Genomic DNA, 18,748 nt, shown 5'->3' with positions numbered 1-18,748 from the left:
GCCGCGGCCGCAACGGAAGCCGCCACCGCCGCGCGCGACACGGCCGCGCGGGCCGAGACGGCCGCGACCGCCGCGCGCGACACGGCCAGCGCCGCTCAAAGCGCGGCGGACGAGGCGCGCGGGGGCGTTTCCGCCGCCCAGCAGGCGGCCCAGAACGCGCAGACCGCCGCGAACGAGACGCGCTCGGCGATCGACGGGTTCGCGCAGCGCCTGTCGGCCATCGAGGAGGCCAACAAGCGTGCGGCCGTCGCCCTGTCGGCGGCCGGACTGAAATCCGCCATCGATCGCGGCACCCCCTTCATGTCGGAGCTGGAGAGCTTCGCGCAGGCGTCCGGGGGCGCCGAGGCCGTCGCGCCCTTGCGCGACTTCGCGGCCTCCGGCGTGCCCACCGCGTCGGCGCTTGCCGGCCGTTGGCCGGACGCCGAAACGGCGATCCTCGCCGCCGTGCGCCCGGCCGTCTCCAACGAGGACGTCGGCACGCAGGTCCTGTCGGGCCTGCGCTCGCTGGTCCAGGTGCGCCCGGCCGGAACGAGCGTCACCCCCGATGCACCCGGGCCGGAAGCCGCCGTCGCCCGCATGGACGCCGCCGTTTCGGCCGGCGACTATGCCGCCTGGCTCGCCGAATGGGACAAGCTGCCCGATGCGGCCAAGACCGCTTCGGACGCGTTCGCCCGCGACGTGCGGGCGCGCGTCGAGGCCGACCGCCTTATCCAGGACACGATCAACCGCGCCGTCGGCGCCTCCTCGCAGGGCTGACATGCTGGCTGTTCTCGCCTTCTTCCTCGTGGTCCTGGCCGCCGGTCTCGGCTTCGCCTGGCTCGCCGACCATCCCGGAACCGTGTCGCTGATCTGGCAAGGCCAGGAGGTCGGCACGAGCTTCACCGTCTTCGTAGTGCTGCAGATCGCGCTCGTGGTCGCGGTGATTCTCCTGTTCTGGCTGGTGCGCGGCTTCTTCAAGGCGCCCGACCGCGTGTCGCGCTTCTTCTCGACGCGTCGCCGCGACAAGGGCTACCGGGCCTTGTCCGCCGGCATCATCGCGGTCGGCGCGGGCGACGCGGTGACGGCCCGCCGCATGACGAGCCAGGCCGCCAAGCTCCTGCCGGGCCGCTCCGAGCCGATGCTGCGCTTCCTCGATGCGCAGACCGCGCTGATCGAGGGCGACAACACCCGGGCCCGCGCCATCTTCGAGGAACTGGAGGCGCAGCCCGAGACCCGGCTCGTCGGCCTGCGCGGGCTGTATCTGGAGGCCGAGCGCCTCGGCGACCGGAGCGCTGCGCGCAACTACGCCGAGCGCGCGGTCCGCATCGCGCCCCATGTCGGCTGGGCCGGCGGCGCCGTGCTCGACCTCAAGGCCGCGCAAGGCGACTTCGACGGGGCGCTGGCGATCCTGGAAGCGCAACGCGATTCGCGCCTGATCGACAAGGCCGAAAGCCGTCGCCTGCGCGCCGTGCTCCTCGCCGGCAAGGCGCAGACGCTGGCCGACGCCGATCCGGCGGGAGCCCGCACGCTGGCGCGCGAGGCGCAGAAGCTCGCGCCCGACCTCGTGCCGGCCGCCGCCATCGCCGGTCGCGCCGCCATCCGCCTCGGCGATGGTCGGGCGGCGACGAAGGCGCTCGAGGCCTCATGGAAGGTCGCGCCCCATCCCGAGATCGCCGCGCTCTATATCCATGCGCGCTCCGGCGACGGCGTGGAGGAGCGCCTGCGCCGGGCGCGCGCGCTCGCCGCCCTGCATCCCGGCCATGTCGAGTCGCGCCTTGCGGTCGCCCACGCGGCGCTCGATGCCCGTGACTTCGCGACCGCCCGCGCCGAGGCGGTGGCGGCAGCCGAGGCCGAGCCGCGCGAATCCACCTATCTCCTCCTCGCCGATATCGAAGACGCCGAATCGGGCAACGAGGCTCTGGTGCGCCAGTGGATGGGCCGGGCCCTCCATGCCCCGAAGGACCCGATCTGGACGGCGGACGGCGCGACCAACCGCGACTGGGCACCGGTTTCGCCCGTGACCGGGCGGCTCGACGCGTTCCGCTGGGTGTCGCCGCCCGCGACGCCGCAGGTGGCGACGCTGTCGGAGCCCGGCTCGATCCGCGCCATCGCCGACCACTATCCGCGAAGCCCGGCCACGTCGGTCGAGGCCTCCCGTCCGGCCTTGGGCGAGGTCACGTCCTCGCCGGCCGGTTCCTGACCGCCTGCCGCCTTTCCGCTCGCCTGGACCGAACCGGACGCTCACCATGCTCGAAGCGCTGAAGGATTTTCTCGCCACGTTGTCCGGCGTTCCCGCCGGCCAGCGCGATGCCGACGACGTGCCGGTCGCGGCCGCAGCGCTTCTGTTTCATGTGGCGGAGGCGGACGGGGCGGCGTCCGCCCTCGAGGTCGAGACCCTTCGCAGCGTTCTTGCGGAGGAATACGGGCTCAGCCTCGACGCCGCCCGCCGGGTCGAGGCCGCGGGCGAGGCGGCCGATGCGGAGGCGGTGGACCTCTACCGCTTCACCAGCGTCCTGATGCGGCATCTCGACGAGGCGCAGCGCGTGCGGTTCGTCGAGCTGCTCTGGCGCGTCGCTCTTGCGGACGGCACGGTCCACGAGCTGGAAGACAACGTGGTGTGGCGCGTCGCCGAACTTCTCGGCGTCTCGACGCGCGATCGTATGCGCGGCAAGCACGAGGCGATGCAGGGGACCGGGAGCGTCGAGGCGTGAGCCTTGCGCCCGCCGGCGTTCCCCCGGTGCCGCACGAACCCCCGCGCTTCCGCCTCGAGGGCCTGGACGATCCGCGCCCGGTCCTCGTCGTCCTGCATCAGGAAACCTCGACCCCCGGCCGCGTCGGCCAGGTGCTGGAAGCGGCCGGCGTCGCGCTCGACGTGCGGCGACCGGTTCTCGGCGAGCGCCTGCCCCAAACGCTCGAGGCGCATCGCGGCGCGATCCTGTTCGGCGGCCCACCGAGCGCCAACGACCCCGATCCGCACCTTCGCCAGGAGATCGACTGGCTGAACGTACCGCTGCGCGAGAACCGACCGTTTCTCGGCATCTGCCTCGGCGCCCAGATGTTGTCCAAGCACCTCGGCGGCACGGTCGCGCCCCATGCCGAGGGTCTTGTCGAGGTCGGCTACTATCCTCTACGCGTGACGCCGGAAGGGCGAGATCTGATGGGCTCGTGGCCGCCCATGGTCTACCAGTGGCACCGCGAGGGCTTCACCCTGCCGGCCGGCGCGACGCTGCTGGCAACCGGCGAACGGTTCCCGAACCAGGCCATGCGCTACGGGGACAACGCCTACGGTATCCAGTTCCATGCCGAGCTGACGCTCGCCATGATGCATCGGTGGACGACGCGCGGCCATGCCCGCCTGTCGCTCCCCGGCGCGCAGAGCCGTCGCGAGCACTTCACCGGCCGCGCCATCTTCGATGCGCCGGTCAAGCAATGGCTGGGTGACTTCCTGGCTCTCGTCTTCGGTCGGCGCCTCGACGCGTCCTGACGGACGAGGCTCGCCTCGCGAAAGCTCCTGCGGCTATGCAGCATGAGGCGGCCGGCCTCCGGCGCCGGCGCAGGTCAGGAGCGCGCCCGTCGGATCCACATCCGCGGGACATGCTCCGGCTCTATGAAGTTGCGCATTGCCAGGCAAGGCGCGCCCGCTCCGCCTGGACATGCTCTGGACGCGAACGGGACATCACATGCAGCGCTACGACATGATCGTGATCGGCAGCGGACCCTCGGGCCGGAGGGCCGCCATCCAGGCCGCCAAGCTCGGGCGCCAGGTGATCGTGGTGGAAGCCCAAGCGCGCGTCGGCGGCGTGTCCGTGCACACCGGCACCATCCCCTCCAAGACCATGCGCGAGACGGTGCTGAACCTGTCCGGCTGGCGCGAGCGCGGCTTCTACGGCCGCGCCTACCGCGTCAAGGAGGACATCACCAGCGCCGACATCCAGGCGCGCATGGTGAAGACGCTGGAGCACGAGGTCGACGTGCTCGACCACCAGTTCGCCCGCAACGGCGTGAAGATCGTCCATGGCCGGGCGTCCTTCCGCTCGGCCCACGAGATCGACGTCGAGCTCGCCTCCGGCGAGGTGCGCACGCTGCGGGGCGACACGATCCTGATCGCGGTCGGCACGCGCCCGTTCCGGCCGGACTACGTTCCCTTCAACGGCACCAACGTCTTCGATTCCGACGAGATCGTCGAGGTGCCGAAGCTTCCGCGCTCGCTGATCGTGATCGGCGCGGGCGTCATCGGCGTCGAATACGCCACGATCTTCTCCGCGCTGGAAGTCCAGGTGACGCTGATCGAACCGCGCCCGACCTTCCTCGACTTCGTCGACAAGGAGCTGATGGAGGAGTTCGTCCACGACCTGCGGGACCGCAACGTCGCGCTGCGGCTCGGCGCCGAGGTGACGAAGATCGAGTTCGACGGTGCCGGGCGCCCCGTCTGCCGGCTGGCCACGGGCCGCGACGTCACCGGCGACGTGCTCCTCTTCGCCGCCGGGCGGATGGGCGCGACCGACGGGCTGAACCTTGCCGCCGCCGGCCTGTCGAGCGACCATCGCGGCCGCATCACGGTGGACCCGAAGACGCTGCAGACGGCGGTTCCCCACATCTATGCGGCCGGCGACGTCATCGGCTTCCCGAGCCTTGCCTCCACCTCCATGGAACAGGGACGCATCGCCGCCTGCCACGCCTTCGGCGTCGCGACGCCCCCGTCGCCGGAGTTCTTTCCCTACGGGATCTATTCGGTGCCGGAGATCTCGACCGTGGGCATGAGCGAGGAGGACGTGCGCAAGCGCGGCATCGCTTACGAGTGCGGCATCGCCCGCTTCCGCGAGACCTCGCGCGGCCACATCATGGGCCTGCAGAGCGGCATGATGAAGATGATCTTCTCCAAGAAGACGCGCCGCCTGCTCGGCGTGCACATCGTGGGCGAGGGGGCGACCGAGCTGATCCACATCGGCCAGGCGGTGCTGAACCTCAAGGGCACGATCGACTACTTCATGGAGAACACGTTCAACTACCCGACGCTCGCCGAGGCCTACAAGATCGCCTCGCTGGACGCCTGGAACCGCGCCTTCGCGCCGCTGCCGGGCGCCGTGCCCGTGGCGCCGCCCGAAGGCGCGGGCGAGGCGCTCGAGTAGGGTCGCCTCCGGCAAACCATCCGCCTGGGCCGCCGGGCGGAGGACCTTCCCTGCGCTATTCGCGTGCAGCCAGGCTCCTCGCCCGCCGCAGCTGCGGGAAGGCCCAGGCCCAGAGGCCGGCGATCGCCACCGTGCAGGCGCCGCCGATCACGGTGGCCGGCACCGCGCCGACGACCGACGCCATGACGCCGGCACGGAACTCGCCGAGTTCGTTGGACGCCCCGACGAAGATGCTGTTGACGGCATTCACCCGGCCGCGCACGTCGTCGGGCGTCCAGAGCTGGAGCAGGATCTCCCGGATATAGACGGAGATCATGTCGGCCGCCCCCATCAGCATGAGTGCGGCGATCGACAGCCAGGGCGAGGTCGACAGGCCGAACAACATCGTGAAGCCCCCGAACAGGGCGACGAAGGCGAACATCACGAGGCCCGCATGGTCCTTGACCGGATGGGCGGCGAGCCAGATCGCGGTGAGAAGCGCGCCGACGCCGGGGGCTGCGCGCAGGAGCCCGAGCCCGAACTCGTCGACTTGGAGGATGTCGCGCGCGAACACCGGCATCAGCGCCACGGCGCCGCCGAGCAGCACCGCGAAGAGGTCCAGCGACACGGCACCGAGCACCACCTTCTCGCGCCAGATGTAGCGAAAGCCGGCCAGCACCGTCGACAGGCTCGCCGGCTCGCGGCTGGCCCGTTGCGCCGGAGCGGGCACCGACAGGATGAGGATGCCGGCCGCCACGAAGAGCGCGAGCGCGACCGAGTAGGAGAGGTGCGAGGACACGCCGTAGAGAAGGCCCCCTGCCACCGGTCCGACGATCGAGGCGATCTGCCACGAGGACGAGTTCCAGGCGATGGCGTTGGCGAGTTCGTCCTTCGATACGAGGTTGACCACGAGCGAGGAGGCCGCGGGCCCGAAGAAGGCGCGTGCCACCCCGAAGAGGACGAGGACGGCGAAGACCGGAGCCGGCGAGACGAGACCCGCGTAGGTGAGGGCGAGGAGGACGCCCGCGCCCGCCGCCTCGACGAGAATGGCCAGCGCCATGATGTGGCGGCGCGAATAGCGGTCGGCCACCGTGCCGGTGACGAAGACGAGGAGCAGCGCCGGCAGGAACTGCGACAGGCCGATGAGGCCGAGATCGAGCGGATCGCGTGTCAGGTCGTAGATCTGCCAGCCGACCGAGACCGCCACGACCTGCACCGCGAAGGCAGCGAGGAACCGCGCCAGCCAGTAGCGCAGGAAACGCGTGTTGCGGAACGCCGCGAACCGGTCCTCGGCGGGCGCCTCCACGGCGGGTTCGCGTTCCAGGTTGCGTGGATCGTCGGTCATGGCGTCGCCCGGGGCCGAGAGACCGGCCCGCTTGTCTGCCAGTGGCCGCTCGGGACGGGGGAAGCCGCGATCGAGCGCCGCCACCCCGTCGTCCGCCGTCGTCCATGGCCGTATCGAAATGCCTGCGGATGCGGGCGGCTCATCGGTCCATCGTCCGTCGCCCTCCGACGTCCCCTGCCGCGACCCCGCTTGCGTGGGGCGGCTCGGGCGCGGATCGAAGGCATGCGATGGGTCGCGGGGCGCACAAGCTCACGGAGACCGTCGCCAAGTCAAGCGGTCCGAAGCGTGGCCGGCGCTGGAGGTTCCCGGGGCGCCGCGAACTGCTGCCGATCCGGCCTGCAGACGGCGTCGACATCGAGTCCTTTCCCCTGACCGCGCCGCCCCGCCACGCGCATGGCGGGCGGCAGAACTCGGTGCCCGCCAAGGCGCCGTCGGACGCTCGCCGAACCGTGACCTCCGCGGTTCATCGCCGACATCTTGACGAACGACGGCCGCACGCTTCAGTAGAGCCGGCCCCGAATCCATCAATCTGAGCGTTCATCGAATGCGTATCGACGTCGCAGCCTTCGAGTTCATCGATCGCTTGAAAGGCTTGAGCCGCGTCGATTCGGTCCTGGCGGATCTGCAGCGCGAGGTTGCCAAGGTCGGTCTCGACCACTTCCTCGTCACCGGCCTGCCGATGCCGAACCAGCCGCTGTCGCCGCTCGTCCTGATGAATTCCTGGCCGGATGGCTGGTTCGAGCGATACTCCGAGCAGAACTTCTTTCACCGCGACGGCGTCGGGCAATGGGCTCTGCGCACCACGGAGCCGTTCGCCTGGCGGGAGGTGCCCCCGCTCCTGATGCGCCAGCCGATCGCGCAGCAGGTGATGAACGAGGCGTCCGACTTCAAAATGGCGGATGGTTTCGTGGTGCCGATGTTCTCATCGCGGCACTGGCAGGCCGCGGTCTCCTTCGCATCGCCCGACGCTCTCGAACTGCCGGAGAGGTCTCGCTCGGCGGTGCACTTGATGAGCATCTACGCGGTGAACCGCGTGCGTCAGATCCTCGGCGAGGTGCCGTCGCCGGAGCGAGTGCTGACGTCGCGGGAAGCCGAGTGCCTGACATGGATCGCGGCCGGCAAGAACGCCGAGGACATCGGCGACATTCTCGGACTGTCCACCCTGACCGTGCAGACGCATCTGCGAAACGTGCGCACGAAGATGGAGGTGGCGACCATCGCGCAGGCCGTCGCGGAAGCCATGCGCAGCGGAGAGATCCGGATCTGAAGCGGTTCCGGCCGGGCCCTCGCCATCGCGATTGCCCAGTGGGCGACGGGGTCGCAACGAGGTGCGCCCTGTCCGGGACACCGCTGGCTGTCGATGGCGGTCCGTGGACACCGCTCTCCCCGTCGGCCTCGTTCCAAACCGCTCCCGGCATCCGCCTACCTGAATACAGGTATTCGAAGAACCGTCCGCTCCGCGTAGCATCCACGCTGTTCAACGGAGAGGGACATGCTCGAGGTCCAGGTCGTCACGTCGGCGAACCGCCATCTGTTTGCCGATCGCCTGGACGAGTACGCGCGCGCACGTTCCGGGTTGCCTGCCGAAACGGTGAACCGCTCCGCCCATCGTGTCGGCGAGCGGCGGGCGGGGCCGCTCCAGCCGACCGGTACGGTCCACCTTCTCGGATACCGGCATGGCCGGTTCGTATCCGCCACGCGTCTGAGGCCGTGCGCGGGCTTCTCGTTTCAAAGTCAAGGCGGCTCGCGATCGCAAGACGATCGCATGGGTTTCGACCAAGAGCGTTGGGCGTACTGGGCGCGGCTGTTCCTGATCCCGTCGGCGTACGAGGGCAGTCACGACAGTGTGACAAGTGCCATGTGTTGCGCCGTGATGGAATATTGCGTCGATGAAGGGATTCGCTGGGTCGGTGGCTTGCAGGACGCTTACTGGCTCACGCGATGGGCGGACTTCGGTTGGGACGTCGAGGTTCTCGGCTTGCCGGAGAGGATCGACGGACGCTCCAAGCTCGCCGCCTACATGAGGGTGTCCGAACGGAATCTGACGACGGTGCGCGCCGCAACCGGCATCGCTGCTAGCCAGATCGTCCACGTCGGTCCGCGAAAGCCGTTTCTGTCCGTGCCCGCGAATCGGGCCGGCCACTATCCACCACTGAAAGGCGCGAGATGACCGACGGGAACTGCAACATCGTCGACAGCGAAGTGCGGGAGAACCTCGAGGCCCTCGCGCGTCTTTGCGAGTATGTCGCACGGGAGGCGGTGATCCTCAACGTGCCGGAAGCCGAGCGGCTCGGCACTGCCGTGTCCGACCGGATCGAGAAGCTCCTGCGCGTTCTCAACTGACGGGAGGGTAGCACGTTTCAGCCGGCGACGGGTGGGAGCCAAGCCCTGCCAGGCGTTGCGTCGCGCGCGGGCAGGACAGACGAAGGATCCGATCCCCGCTTGCGCAAGCATCGAATGCCTGCGTCGCGACGGCGTTCGCCCACCGCACGGCGCATGTCTCGGAATACGAGATGACGGATCAGGTCGCGAGCGACGGCGATTGCGGGGCGATCGAACCGCCGCGAAAACCATGTGCCGATAAGCGAGGAATGGTGGAGCTGAGCGGGATCGAACCGCTGACCTCGTCATTGCGAACGACGCGCTCTCCCAACTGAGCTACAGCCCCGTCCACCAGTCGGCGGCATTTAGGATAGCGGCGCGGGACCTGTCAAGCGCCATGTCGGGACCCGGCGGCGCCGGCATCACGAAGCCGTATGCGGCGATGGGAAACTGGCATTCGTTAGGGAAATCCCCATTTCGTCGTGCGAGCCTCGCGCCACGCTTCCGCTGGCTAGAGTGCCCCAACCGAAAGGCCGCCGACCGACATGCTCGCCGTCATCCAAGTCGTCCTTCTGATCCTCAACATCCTGTGGTGGATCATCATCGCGTCGGCGATCCTGTCCTGGCTCTTCGCCTTCAACATCGTCAATCCGCGCAACCAGTTCGTGTCGGTGATCGGCGATTTCCTGTACCGGATGACCGAGCCGCTCTATCGGCCGATCCGGCGCATCCTGCCGAACTTCGGCGGGCTCGACCTGTCGCCGCTGGTGGTGCTGCTCCTCATCTTCTTCCTGCAGCAGATCATCTACATCTACGTCATCCCGGCGGCCTACCGCGCCGGCATCTGACGTCTCACGGCTTGGCGAAGGTCGAGGCGGTCAGCGTCAGCGGGCCGACCTCGGTCGGAATGCGAACGCGCACCGGCGCATAGATGCCGGTGTCGCCAATCTCGGCGAACCAGAGCCTGATCGTCCTGCCTTTGAGAAACTTCAGCCCGTTGGACGAGGTGCGGTAGCCGCTCACCGGTCGAACCGTCGTGGTGCAGACCGTCGCCTCCCCCTCGAACCCGTCCGTTCGGAACGATTCGGTGCCAGCGGGCTCCAGCGGCAGGTCGATGCGGCTCCAGCCGTCGTAGATGTTGAGCGTGCGGCGGCAAAGATCCTGTGGCGCTCCAGGCTTGATCATCAGCCCGCTGAGCGGATCGACGACGCCCGTCAGCTGCGCTCGGCGCACCGGCACGAAGTCGGCGGGGGCCGGTGTTCGCGCGGGCGGCGCGACCTTGGCCGAAACCACGCTGCCCGCCCGCAAGGCGAGGTCGCTCGCCCACGACTTTCCGTCGCTCGTGTAGGCGAGCGCGTAGCGGTCGGCGAGGAGCCGGCGGCCGGCGATGCGTCCCGACACCGAACTCGTGCCTCGCGTCGAGGAGACGAGTTCGGCAAGCCCCGCCGACGCCAGCGTGCCGGAGACGACGAACCGGGATCCGTCGATCGTGGTCTGGAACTCGGCGCGACCGACGGGCAGCCCGATCAACGAGATCGTGTAGTTCGTCCGGACAGGGCGCGTGTCGGCGCCGGCCGGCGCGGCACCGGCCAGAAGCGCAAGCAAAAGGAGGCTGGGGGCGGCGCGAAGCATGGGGCAGTCTCCGGGCAAGGCTTTGCGGCACGGCGGGGCGCGTCCCCCGGTCTTGCGGAGCAAAGGCGGCGGGATCAAGCCCGGGGCCGTCTCCGGCGATCCTGCGGCTTGACGTCGCCGCCGCCGGCAACTATAGGGGCAGTCGATTTTCCGATCATGCCATGGGGTCGATGATCGCGCTGCCGTTCCGGTGGCGGCGCGCCCCGGAAGGCCGTATCGAACGTTTGAAAGGTGATCCCATGTCACGCGCTTGCGAACTGACCGGCAAGGCCGTCCAGACCGGCAACAACGTCAGCCACGCCAACAACAAGACCCGCCGTCGCTTTCTGCCGAACCTGTGCCAGGTGACGCTGATCTCCGACGCGCTCGGCCAGCGCTTCCGTCTTCGCATCTCGGCCCATGCGCTGCGCTCGGTCGAGCACCGCGGTGGCCTCGACGCCTTCCTCGCCAAGGCCGCCGAGCACGACCTGTCGCAGAAGGCCCGCCTTCTGAAGCGTCAGATCGCCAAGAAGACCGCCATGGTCGCCGAAGCCGCCTGAGGCGTTTCGACCCGCTCGAATTCTTGAGAACGCCGCCCCTCCGGGCGGCGTTCTTGCGTCAACACCCGACCCGACGCTGGTGCCATACCCCAGCCTAAAAAAATGGAACGCCCCGCCGTGACCCTGTCCCGCCGCACCGTCCTGCCGGTGATCGCCATGACGATCATCGTCCTCGCCTCCAACATCGCCGTTCAGTTCCCCGTCCAGGGCACGCTCGGGCCCCTGTCGCTGGCCGACCTCCTCACCTGGGGCGCCTTCGTCTATCCCTTCGCCTTCATCGTCACGGACGTGAACAATCGTCTCTTCGGCCCGGCCGTGGCGCGGCGCGTCGTGTATCTCGGGTTCGCGGCCGCCGTCGCGAGTTCGATCCTGCTGCCGCCGATCCTCCACAAGCTCGGCCTCACGCCGTTCGAGACGGAAGCGGGACGGCTCCTGCGCATCGCGCTTGCCAGCGGTACGGCCTTTCTCGTCGCGCAGCTTCTCGACATCCTGGTGTTCAACCGCCTGCGCCGCCTGTCCTGGTGGAAGGCGCCGCTCGCGAGCGGCATCCTCGGCACCATCCTCGACACGCTCGTGTTCTTCTCGGTGGCCTTCGCGCCGGTCTTCCTGGTTCTCGGTCCGAACGAGCCCTTCGCGCTGGAATCGGCGCCGCTCTTCGGGCTGCTGGCGCTGGATGCGCCGCGCTGGGTGTCTTGGGCGCTCGGCGACTTCGGGGTGAAGCTCGTGATCGCGGTCTTCGGCCTCGTGCCCTACCGCGTCGTCGTCAACGCCTTCCTGCCCTATCGCGAGGCCCCGGCGGCGGCGGCTTGACGGTTCAACGCTCGCCGGCGGTCGCCTGCCGGTCCTCGGCGAGGCGGAACTCGAGGTAGAGGTTGCGCTGGATAAAGGAGCCGTTGTCGTCGGAGACGAGCGACAGGTAGATCTGGCCGTCGCTGCCCTGCCAGGCGTCCAGCCCCTCCATGTTGTCGATCTCCTCGCCGAGATCGGCCTCCATCAGGACCGGCCCGTCGACCAGAGCGCCGGGGCGTATGGACGCGCCGTCGATGCGGCGAATGCGCATGCCGACACGCCCGAACCCCTCGAACCGACGCTCCAGGAGCAGGAGATCGCCGTCGGGTAGGAACGTGCCGTCGGTCACGGCCCAAACCTCGTCGCGCCTCACGGTGAACGGCCCGCGCCCGAGGATCGCCGCCAGGAGATTGCCGGCGTCGTCGATCGACCTCTCGGCCACGATCACGACGGCCCCGCCGAGCGGCGAATCCTTCGGTGACGCGGCGATCGTCTCGATTCCCCCGTTGCCGCGCAGCTCGCCGCGCGGGATCGGCAGGGGAACGCGCCGACCCCTGGCTTCGAACGGCGCCCAGGCGGGAGAAAAGGCTTCGATGCGGTGGTCGCGCTCGAAGCTGACCAGCGCTTCGTCGCCCGAGATCGCCAGCCCTTCGGCATCGGCCTGGCCCTTGTTCGGCATGGTGCGCCCGGCCGGGTTGAGCATGGGGGCGATGCGCGCATCCGCGATGCCGACGGGTCGTCCGTCCGCGTCGCGGCGGATCGTGCCGGCGAACCAGAACCCGGTATCGGTGAGCGCCAGGAAGCCGGCACCCTCCGGCCGCATTCGGATGGAGGAGACGCCCTTGAGGCGCCGGTCGGACGAGCTGTAGGAAAAGCCGCCGACATAGTCGAGCGCGCCGAAGCGCACCGTGTCGCGCCCGATGGCGAAGCGCGCGATCGGCTGCGCGCGGACCTGCGTCTCCGCCGACAGGGCGCGCGGGGCGGGGCTCAGCGTCGCCCCGGCGACGAGAAGCGCGGCAACGAGCCCCCAGCGGCCGACCGCGGCCAGACGCAAGGGCACCGTCAGCGCCGGCCGGCGGCGCGACGCAGGCGGACGGGCATCTCCCCCTCGTCGGCGAAGAGGGCGGCCAACTGCTCGGTCATCGCCCCGGCGAGTTCCTCGGCATCGGAGATCGTCACGGCGCGGCGATAGTAGCGCGTCACGTCGTGGCCGATGCCGATGGCGAGCAGTTCCACCGGCGAGCGCGTCTCGATCTCCTCGATCACCGCGCGCAGGTGCCGCTCGAGGTAGTTGCCGGGGTTCACCGAGAGGGTCGAATCATCGACCGGCGCGCCGTCCGAGATCATCATCAGGATGCGGCGCTGCTCGGGGCGGCCGAGCAGCCGGTTGTGCGCCCAGATCAGCGCCTCGCCGTCGATGTTCTCCTTCAGGAGGCCCTCGCGCATCATCAGGCCGAGATTGCGACGGGCGCGGCGCCAGGGTGCGTCGGCCGATTTGTAGATGATGTGGCGGATGTCGTTGAGCCGTCCCGGCCGCTGCGGCTTGCCGGCCTTCAGCCAGGCCTCGCGCGACTGGCCGCCCTTCCAGGCTCTGGTCGTGAAGCCGAGCACCTCGACCTTGACGCCGCAGCGCTCGAGCGTCCTCGCCAGGATGTCGGCGCAGGTGGCGGCCACCGTGATCGGCCGGCCGCGCATCGAGCCGGAGTTGTCGATGAGGAGGGTGACGATCGTGTCGCGGAACTGGGTGTCGCGCTCCATCTTGAAGGAGAGCGGCTGCATCGGGTCGGTGACGAGCCGCGTCAGGCGTGCGGTGTCGAGATAACCCTCTTCGAGGTCGAAGTCCCAGGCGCGGTTCTGCTGCGCCATCAGGCGGCGCTGCAGGCGGTTGGCGAGGCGCCCGACCGCGCCCTGCAGCGACACGAGCTGCTTGTCGAGGAAGGCGCGCAGGCGGTCGAGCTCCGCCTCGTCGCACAGTTCCTCCGCGCCGATCGTCTCGTCGAAGCTCTCGTCGAAGACGCGGTAGTCCGTGTCGCCGAGATCGCGCGGCATCGCCTGGTTCGGCCGACGCGAATCGCCCGGGGTCTCGGAATCGGGTTCCTCTTCGTCGGATTGCTCCTCGGCGGTGACCTCGGAGGTCTCGGACTCCGACATGTCAGTCGATTCGGCTTCGCCCTCCGATTGCTCGGGCTCGGCCTCGTCCTGCCCGGCGTCCTTCTCCGCGCCGCTCTCCTCGTTGTCGCGGCTCTGGTTGTCGCCGGCCTCCTCGGGCGATTCCTCGTCCTCGGACTGCTGGTCGTCGGCGAGTTCCTCGGCCATCTCCATGGAGACGAGCATGTCGCGGATGGCGCGCGCGAAGAGGCGCTGGTCCTCGACCGTTGCCCCGAGCCGCTCGAACTTCGGCCCCGCCTTGTCCTCGATCCAGTCGCGCCAGACGTCGACCAGCGCCTGCGCGCTCGGCGGCACGGGGCGGCCCGTGAGCTTCTCGCGCACCAGAAGCGCCAGGGCGTCCTCCAGCGGCGCCTCGGCCCGGTCGGTGACATCAGCGAGGTTGGAGCGGTGGTACTTGTCCTCCAGCATCGCCGCGAGGTTGTCGGCGACGCCCGGCATGGCGTTGGCGCCGATCGCCTCGCAGCGCGCCTGCTCGAGCGCGTCGAACACGGCGCGCGCACCGCGCCCGTCAGGCGAGAGCGTGGCATGGACGCGCGCGTCGTGGCGCGCCTTGCGCAGCGCCATGGCGTCCGAGAGGCCGCGCACCACCGAGACGTCGCTCGCGCCGGCGCGCTTGGGCAGTTCGGGCAGGCGGGCGCGGTTTCCCGTCAGCCCCGGCCGCTCGTTGCCATAGGAGATCTCGAGTTCCCCGTCCCCGGCGATGGCGCGCATGCAGCCGGCCACCGCGCGGCGGAACGGCTCGCGGTCAACTGTCTTGATCTGCCGCGGGCTCTTGGTGTTGCTCACTTAAGTCCCCGCCCTTAATCCGTTTCAATCGATCAAGTCGTTCCCGCAATACTTTCTCATCGTAGAACTGAGAGAAAACGGTATCGTACTTCTCAGCTAGTAATTGTACAGTTAACGCATAAACCCCAACGAGAAGCATAAGTAAGATGAATGATAATAATATAAATGTAACAAACGGATTTGCAGATGTAAACTCAATGAAACCGAATGGATCTTGCAAAGATGCTGGAACCAGTCTCCTGTCTATTGACGAACCGCTTTCAGTAAGAATTATATCATTAAAGGAAGGAAAATAATTACCATCAATTATTACATAGATTTTTAAGTTAGATGAGGGAAATAGTTCCCCAAACGTGTAGTAGGAGTCTGTTGGCTCAACAATTTTTGGCCTGTAGCAGTTTCCATCAGGGCAAAGGAACGCAACTCTTACATTTTGCGCTCGCAATTCTATCTGGCCTGAGCGACGATTTCCTGCGTTCTCTACAGAAATTTGAATGAAGGTAGGTGTCGAAAAGGTGAATGTAGTTTGATTTGCTCTGATGTCGCGATAGGGAAAACCCTCAACCTCTGGAATTGGAAAACTTACTGCTTCCACAGCATAAGATAGTCTCGGCTGAGACGATGATTGTAAGTATGCGCTGAATAACGTCGAAAGAATAACGCCAAGGACCGTGAAAAAAACGCCTTTTAAAGTTTCCATCAGTCGAGGACGAGATTCGACGCCGCCTCCGGCAGGTCCTCGCCGAAGGCGCGCTGGTAGAACTCGGCGACCAGCGGGCGCTCGAGGTCGTCGCACTTGTTGAGGAAGGTCAGGCGGAACGCGAAGCCGATGTCGCCGAAGATCTCGGCGTTCTCGGCCCAGGTGATCACCGTGCGCGGGCTCATCACCGTCGACAGGTCGCCGTTGACGAAGGCCGAGCGCGTGAGGTCGGCGACCCTGACCATCTTGGAGATCTGCGTGCGACCTTCCTTCGTCTGGAAGTGCTTGGCCTTGGCCTGGACGATGCCGACCTCGTTGTCGTGCGGCAGGTAGTTCAGCGTGGTGACGATGGACCAGCGGTCCATCTGCGCCTGGTTGATCTGCTGCGTGCCGTGATAGAGGCCCGTCGTGTCGCCGAGGCCCACCGTGTTGGCGGTGGCGAAGAGACGGAAGGCCGGGTGCGGGCGGATGACGCGCGCCTGGTCGAGGAGCGTCAGGCGGCCCGACGATTCCAGAACCCGCTGGATCACGAACATCACGTCCGGCCGGCCGGCGTCGTACTCGTCGAAGACGAGCGCGACGTTGTTCTGGTAGGCCCAGGGCAGGACGCCGTCGCGGAACTCGGTGACCTGCATCCCGTCCCGGACGGTGATCGCGTCCTTGCCGACGAGATCGATGCGGGAGACGTGGCTGTCGAGGTTGATGCGAACGCAGGGCCAGTTGAGCCGGGCGGCGACCTGCTCGATATGGGTCGACTTGCCGGTACCGTGGTAGCCCGACACCATGACGCGGCGGTTCTTGGCGAAGCCCGCCAGGATCGCCAGCGTCGTCTGCCGGTCGAACAGGTAGTCCGGGTCGATCTCGGGGACGTGGGGATCGGCTTTGGAGAAGGCCGGGACCTTCAGGTCGCTGTCGAAACCGAAGGTTTCGCGGACGGAGACCATGGCGTCGGGAAGGTTCGCCACTTCCAGTTCCGCTGCACTCATCATACCTCCAGGGGCGCTGCCGCGTCTCGGCAGGCCGTCATCTCGCATGGCGCGTCGCCGGTCGGCGTGCGTCGAACAGGGCCGACGTCAGGCCTTAACAGAAGCCCGACGCCTTCAAAAGCTTGTAGGACTGGATGACCTCGCGAAGCCGGTCCTCCGAACTGCGGTCGCCGCCGTTGGCGTCCGGGTGATACTGCTTGACGAGAGCCTTGTAGCGCACGCGGATCGCCTCGCCATTGGCGTTCTCGGCGAGGCCGAGCGTGGTCAGCGCCTTGATCTCCAGCGTCCTCGCCTTGCGGCGCGGGGCCGCAGCCGCCTCGCCGTCGCCGAACAGGTTGAAGCTGTCGCGCGGACGCCCACCGTTAAAGCGGCGCGGGCGCCCGCTCGGCTTGGTCGAGGGCGTCGGCGAGACCTTCGCCCCGCCGGAATTGTTGGAGCCCATCGTCCAGGTCGGCCGGTGGCCGGTGAGCGAATCCTTGAGGTACTTCTGGATGTCGTCGTCGCCGAGCCCCGAGAAGTAGTTGTAGGACTTGTTGTAGACGCGCACGTGGTCGACGCAGAAGTGGAGGTACTGGCCCTCGTGGTCGCGTCCGCGCGGGGCCTTGTGCGACCCCGGCTCCTCGCAACCCTCCCACATGCAGACCGGCGCGCGCTCGGGTTCCGGCCCGGAGCGGGCCGGGCGAACCCGGATCTTGTCGAAATATTTGGAGTCGAGCTTCATCAGACCGCGATTATGGGGGCCGGCCCCCGTGCGAACAAGAATTGACAGAACGGAAAACCCGACCAAAACCGAAAGCCGGCGACGCGCCGTGGTTCGGCGCGGGGCCGAACGGGTTCACAGACCGGCGAGGCGACATCATGACCAAGACAGCCGAGATCGAGGCGAAGCTGACGCGAGGGTTGGCGCCCGAGCGGCTGGAGGTGGTGAACGAGAGCCATCTCCACGCCGGGCATCACCACGAGGGCAGCGGCCATCACGGGGCCTTCGACGGAACCGGCGAGACGCATTTTCGCGTGCGCATCGTGTCGGCGGCCTTTGCCGGCCGCAGCCGCCTGGAACGGCACCGCGCCATCAACGCGCTCCTTGCCGCAGAGCTGGACGGTGGCGTCCACGCGCTCGCCATCGAGGCCGCCGCGCCGGGCGAGCCCACGCGCTTCTGATCGGCCGCGCCGCAGGGATCCGGGAAACCGGCGCCCGGCGGCGCCCTGATGTCGATCTCGTCGCGTCAAAAGGGCGCGCCGGCAGTCGCCTCGGCCGGCCTCAGGCCCGGAGCTCGTCCAGAAGGAAGTCCCGCAAGGCGTCGGGGGACACGTCGCGGGCGACGAACGCCTGGCCGAGCCCGCGCGTCAGGATGAAGGTGAGGGCGCCGCGCGAGACCTTCTTGTCCTGCGCGATCCTGTCCATCAGGGCGTCCAGCGTGAATCCGTCTCCGGGAATCTCCTGGATGCGGGTCGGCAGGCCCGCCGCTCTCAGGTGCGCCTCGGCGCGCCCGGCATCCTGGCCGGGACAGAGGCCAAGCCGCACCGAGAAGCGGTGCGCCAGCGCCATGCCGATCGAGACGCCTTCGCCATGCACGAGCCGGGCGGGATCGTAGCGGGCGACCGATTCGAGCGCGTGGCCGAACGTGTGGCCGAGGTTGAGGAGGGCGCGGTCGCCGTCCTCGCGCTCGTCGCCGGCCACCACGGCGGCCTTCGCCCGGCAACTCTGCGCCACCGCCTCGACCCGCGCCGCACCGCCCGCGAAGATCGCGGCCCGGTTGCGCTCCAGCCACTCGAAGAAGTCCGGCCGGTCGATCAGGCCGTACTTCACCACCTCGGCGTAGCCAGCGCGGAACTCGCGCTCCGACAAGGTATCGAGGACGTCGGTGTCGGCCAGCACCAGCGCGGGCTGGTGGAACACGCCGACGAGGTTCTTGCCGCAGGGCGAATTGATGCCGGTCTTGCCGCCGACCGAGCTATCCACCTGCGCCAGGAGCGAGGTCGGTACCTGGATCAGATGCATGCCGCGCCGCGCGATGCCCGCGGCAAACCCCGACAGGTCGCCGATCACCCCGCCGCCGAACGCCACGACCGCATCGCCCCGCTCAAGCCGTTCGGCGAGGATGCGGTCCACCACGGCGATCAGATGGTCGAAGGACTTGGTCGTCTCGCCGGGCGGCAGCGTCAGAAGCGAAGCCGCGATGCCGGCTTCGGAAAGCGCGGCAAGGAGCCGATCGGCGTGGAGACCCGCCACCGTCTCGTCCGAGACCACCAGCGCGCGTGCGCCCGGCAGCGCGGCGGCGAGATGCCGTCCGGCTTCGCCGAGAAGCCCGGGCCCGATCAGGATGTCGTAGCTGCGGGGCCCGAGGTCCACACGGACGCGGACGGGGGCGGCGACAGGTGTCTGGCTCATG

General features: G+C 68.4%; 20 protein-coding genes and 1 tRNA gene. 12 read left to right on the top strand and 9 right to left on the bottom strand.

Going from position 1 to position 18,748, the window contains the following annotated elements; translation table 11 throughout:
- From AUL34_RS22515 to sthA, 5 genes are all read left to right on the top strand, one after another.
- Positions 1-756, top strand: a 756-nt coding sequence (locus tag AUL34_RS22515; protein WP_370539021.1) for a COG4223 family protein, incomplete at its 5' end; no start/stop codon positions are given.
- A gap of 1 nt (position 757) precedes the next feature.
- Positions 758-2,179 (top strand): heme biosynthesis protein HemY, encoded by a 1,422-nt coding sequence (locus AUL34_RS04270; protein ID WP_082653148.1) that lies wholly within the window; start codon positions 758-760, stop codon positions 2,177-2,179.
- 46 nt (positions 2,180-2,225) lie between these two features.
- A complete protein-coding gene (locus tag AUL34_RS04265) occupies positions 2,226-2,690 on the top strand; it encodes a TerB family tellurite resistance protein (RefSeq protein WP_061931550.1) in 465 nt (154 codons plus the stop codon).
- 26 nt (positions 2,691-2,716) lie between these two features.
- On the top strand, positions 2,717-3,463 hold the full coding sequence (locus AUL34_RS04260; protein WP_061931566.1) for a glutamine amidotransferase: 747 nt from the start codon (positions 2,717-2,719) through the stop codon (positions 3,461-3,463).
- A 196-nt stretch (positions 3,464-3,659) separates the two neighbouring features.
- On the top strand, positions 3,660-5,108 hold the full coding sequence (gene sthA / locus AUL34_RS04255) for a Si-specific NAD(P)(+) transhydrogenase (RefSeq protein ID WP_061931548.1): 1,449 nt from the start codon (positions 3,660-3,662) through the stop codon (positions 5,106-5,108).
- 55 nt (positions 5,109-5,163) lie between these two features.
- On the opposite strand, the gene AUL34_RS04250 is transcribed toward sthA, so the two are convergent.
- A complete protein-coding gene (locus tag AUL34_RS04250) occupies positions 5,164-6,432 on the bottom strand; it encodes an MFS transporter (RefSeq protein WP_061931564.1) in 1,269 nt (422 codons plus the stop codon).
- A gap of 544 nt (positions 6,433-6,976) precedes the next feature.
- Here AUL34_RS04250 and AUL34_RS04245 point away from each other — a divergent pair.
- The 3 genes from AUL34_RS04245 to AUL34_RS22150 all read left to right on the top strand — a co-directional run bounded on the left by AUL34_RS04245 (position 6,977) and on the right by AUL34_RS22150 (position 8,775).
- Positions 6,977-7,699 carry a LuxR family transcriptional regulator gene (locus AUL34_RS04245; RefSeq protein ID WP_061931546.1) on the top strand — a complete coding sequence of 241 codons (723 nt, stop codon included), beginning with the start codon at positions 6,977-6,979 and terminating at the stop codon, positions 7,697-7,699.
- Between the two features lie 225 nt (positions 7,700-7,924).
- Positions 7,925-8,602, top strand: coding sequence for a hypothetical protein (locus AUL34_RS04240; RefSeq protein WP_061931544.1), 678 nt, complete (start codon positions 7,925-7,927; stop codon positions 8,600-8,602).
- Positions 8,599-8,775, top strand: coding sequence for a hypothetical protein (locus tag AUL34_RS22150; protein ID WP_156420780.1), 177 nt, complete (start codon positions 8,599-8,601; stop codon positions 8,773-8,775). Before AUL34_RS04240 ends, AUL34_RS22150 begins: the two co-directional genes overlap by 4 nt.
- Before the next feature lie 249 nt (positions 8,776-9,024).
- On the opposite strand, the gene AUL34_RS04235 is transcribed toward AUL34_RS22150, so the two are convergent.
- Positions 9,025-9,100 (bottom strand) — tRNA-Ala (locus AUL34_RS04235).
- Between the two features lie 199 nt (positions 9,101-9,299).
- Between AUL34_RS04235 and AUL34_RS04230 the strand changes: the two genes are divergently transcribed.
- Positions 9,300-9,602: a YggT family protein gene (locus AUL34_RS04230; protein WP_061931542.1), complete on the top strand. Its 303-nt coding sequence runs from the start codon at positions 9,300-9,302 to the stop codon at positions 9,600-9,602.
- Positions 9,603-9,606: 4 nt separating this feature from the next.
- On the opposite strand, the gene AUL34_RS04225 is transcribed toward AUL34_RS04230, so the two are convergent.
- Positions 9,607-10,386, bottom strand: coding sequence for a DUF3108 domain-containing protein (locus AUL34_RS04225; protein WP_061931541.1), 780 nt, complete (start codon positions 10,384-10,386; stop codon positions 9,607-9,609).
- A 239-nt stretch (positions 10,387-10,625) separates the two neighbouring features.
- Here AUL34_RS04225 and rpmB point away from each other — a divergent pair, with 239 nt between their 5' ends.
- Together rpmB and AUL34_RS04215 are read left to right on the top strand one after the other, a co-directional pair.
- Complete coding sequence (gene rpmB, locus AUL34_RS04220) at positions 10,626-10,925, top strand: 50S ribosomal protein L28 (RefSeq protein WP_061931562.1); 300 nt, start codon at positions 10,626-10,628, stop codon at positions 10,923-10,925.
- A 117-nt stretch (positions 10,926-11,042) separates the two neighbouring features.
- On the top strand, positions 11,043-11,735 hold the full coding sequence (locus AUL34_RS04215; protein WP_061931560.1) for a queuosine precursor transporter: 693 nt from the start codon (positions 11,043-11,045) through the stop codon (positions 11,733-11,735).
- A 4-nt stretch (positions 11,736-11,739) separates the two neighbouring features.
- Here AUL34_RS04215 and AUL34_RS04210 read toward each other — a convergent pair whose 3' ends face one another.
- The 5 genes from AUL34_RS04210 to AUL34_RS04195 form a co-directional block, all read right to left on the bottom strand.
- Positions 11,740-12,774 (bottom strand): esterase-like activity of phytase family protein, encoded by a 1,035-nt coding sequence (locus AUL34_RS04210; protein ID WP_244492436.1) that lies wholly within the window; start codon positions 12,772-12,774, stop codon positions 11,740-11,742.
- Positions 12,775-12,776: 2 nt separating this feature from the next.
- Positions 12,777-14,669 (bottom strand): cobaltochelatase subunit CobT, encoded by a 1,893-nt coding sequence (cobT, locus tag AUL34_RS04205; RefSeq protein ID WP_061931539.1) that lies wholly within the window; start codon positions 14,667-14,669, stop codon positions 12,777-12,779.
- On the bottom strand, positions 14,629-15,264 hold the full coding sequence (locus AUL34_RS22145) for a hypothetical protein (RefSeq protein ID WP_156420778.1): 636 nt from the start codon (positions 15,262-15,264) through the stop codon (positions 14,629-14,631). Before AUL34_RS22145 ends, cobT begins: the two co-directional genes overlap by 41 nt.
- 104 nt (positions 15,265-15,368) lie before the next feature.
- On the bottom strand, positions 15,369-16,355 hold the full coding sequence (gene cobS, locus AUL34_RS04200; RefSeq protein ID WP_061931556.1) for a cobaltochelatase subunit CobS: 987 nt from the start codon (positions 16,353-16,355) through the stop codon (positions 15,369-15,371).
- A gap of 94 nt (positions 16,356-16,449) precedes the next feature.
- Positions 16,450-17,076: a J domain-containing protein gene (locus AUL34_RS04195; RefSeq protein ID WP_061931537.1), complete on the bottom strand. Its 627-nt coding sequence runs from the start codon at positions 17,074-17,076 to the stop codon at positions 16,450-16,452.
- 137 nt (positions 17,077-17,213) lie between these two features.
- Between AUL34_RS04195 and AUL34_RS04190 the strand changes: the two genes are divergently transcribed.
- Positions 17,214-17,516, top strand: coding sequence for a BolA family transcriptional regulator (locus tag AUL34_RS04190; RefSeq protein ID WP_061931535.1), 303 nt, complete (start codon positions 17,214-17,216; stop codon positions 17,514-17,516).
- 100 nt (positions 17,517-17,616) lie between these two features.
- Here AUL34_RS04190 and aroB read toward each other — a convergent pair whose 3' ends face one another.
- Entirely contained in the window at positions 17,617-18,747 is a 1,131-nt protein-coding gene (gene aroB, locus AUL34_RS04185; RefSeq protein WP_061931533.1) for a 3-dehydroquinate synthase, read from the bottom strand.
- Position 18,748 lies beyond the last annotated feature (1 nt).

The sequence above is a fragment of the Aureimonas sp. AU22 genome, assembly GCF_001463745.1.
Classification (GTDB): Bacteria; Pseudomonadota; Alphaproteobacteria; order Rhizobiales; family Rhizobiaceae; genus Aureimonas.
The sequence above is the reverse complement of the archived record's forward strand: the minus strand, read 5'-3'. Positions and strand labels throughout refer to the sequence as shown.